Below are 1,462 nucleotides of genomic sequence, written 5' to 3'. Positions count from 1 at the left end.
CCAGGCCGCGCGCAACGGCGTCGGCAGGGCCTGCGGCAGGCGGGCGACGATCGCCCCACGGCTGCCGTCCTCGAGCCACCCGGCGGCCTCGATGCGGTCGCCGCCGCAATCGTCGGAGGCGCCGACCGCGGGCGGGTCGCGTTCGAGCAAGGCGCCGGCATCGGCGCGCAAGGGCGCTTCGACGCCGGGCGTGAACGATTCCGACAGGCGGCCATAGGCCGAACGCCAGCAGACCACCACCTGCGAGCCGACCGGCAATGCTTCCTGGAGCGCGCAGGCGAGCGCCTCGCCCGCGGACGACCTGTCGCTCACCATGGCCCCTGGTAGTACGTCACTGTGCACCGCATCGCCGCCTTCTGCGCAAGGCGCAGGATAACGCGAGCTTTACAAGATCGGCAGACGGCAACCCCACCGGGGCTCCCGGACCGTTGTTCCGAACATGCAACTGGCCCTCCCATCGCCGCTATACGACGCCTGCCCCGCGCGCAACCGCTTCCCGTCTGCGTCGCCAGGCCGTACCCTGCCGCGGATGAATTCCGGTGCGGACGCTAGCGATGACGTGCTGATGCTGGCCTGGACGGGCGGCGACGCCGCCGCGTTCGAGGTCCTGTATTCGCGTCACCGCGGCCCTTTGTACCGTTTCTTGCTGCGTCAGATCCGTGATTCGGCGCTCGCTGACGAGTTCTTCCAGGACGTCTGGCAGCGGGTGATCGCCGCGCGCGAGGGCTGGAAGCCCGATGCGGCGTTCAGCACCTGGCTGTTCCGGATCGCCCATAACCGCCTCAACGACTACTGGCGCGGCCTCAAGCACCGCCCGCCGGCGCCGGCCGACGGCGACGAGCGCACCGCCCGGGTCGCCGACCCGACCACGCCCGAGCGCGAACTGTCCGAGTTCGAACAGCGCCGCCGCCTGCAGCGGGCGATCGAGGAATTGCCGGAGGAGCAGCGCGAAGTGGTGTTGCTGCGCCTGGAGCAGGAACTGAGCCTGGAGGAGATCGGCGCCATCACCGGGGCCGGCAGGGAAACGGTGAAGTCCAGACTGCGCTACGCGATGGACAAGTTGCGCGCGAGGTTGACCGAATGAACCGCCGTCACGACGCCCACGATCCGCTGTCGCCCGAAGAACGCGAGTTGGCCGAGCGCCTGCTGCGCCTGGGGCCGCACGACGGCCCCTCGCCGGCCCTGGACGCCAGGATCCTCGCCGCCGCGCACGCCGCCGTCGCGCCGCCGCGCAGGCGCGAGAAAACCCGCTGGCCGGCCTGGATCGGCGTGGCGGCCTCGCTGACCCTGGCGATCGGCGTGGCCTGGCAATTGCGGCCGATCGACAAGGCGCTGGAATCGGTCGGCGAAGACCAGGCGGCCTCGGCCGTCTCCGCCGATGCCGTCTCGGCCGAATCGGCCACCGCCGCTGCCGCCCCGGCTGCGGCCGATGCCTCCGAACCTGCCCGCGACAGCGGCGCCG

2 protein-coding genes and 1 pseudogene are annotated in these 1,462 nt (G+C 71.6%); 2 read left to right on the top strand and 1 reads right to left on the bottom strand.

All coding sequences use genetic code 11. The annotated features are described in order from the left end of the window. A partial coding sequence (locus ACSAMQ_RS20520) for a hypothetical protein (protein WP_435397428.1) occupies positions 1–312 on the bottom strand: 312 nt, incomplete at its 3' end. A 217-nt stretch (positions 313–529) separates the two neighbouring features. On the opposite strand from ACSAMQ_RS20520, the gene ACSAMQ_RS20515 reads away from it, so the two are divergent. Continuing rightward, positions 530–1,084, top strand: coding sequence for an RNA polymerase sigma factor (locus ACSAMQ_RS20515; protein ID WP_435397427.1), 555 nt, complete (start codon positions 530–532; stop codon positions 1,082–1,084). Beyond that, positions 1,081–1,462: pseudogene (locus ACSAMQ_RS20510) on the top strand (hypothetical protein); the annotation flags it as partial. The gene ACSAMQ_RS20515 and the pseudogene ACSAMQ_RS20510, both read left to right, overlap by 4 nt.

Origin of the sequence: Lysobacter sp. 1R34A (assembly GCF_051217035.1) — a bacterium.
Lineage (GTDB): Bacteria > Pseudomonadota > Gammaproteobacteria > Xanthomonadales > Xanthomonadaceae > Lysobacter.
This window is presented reverse-complemented; position numbering and strand designations above follow the sequence as displayed.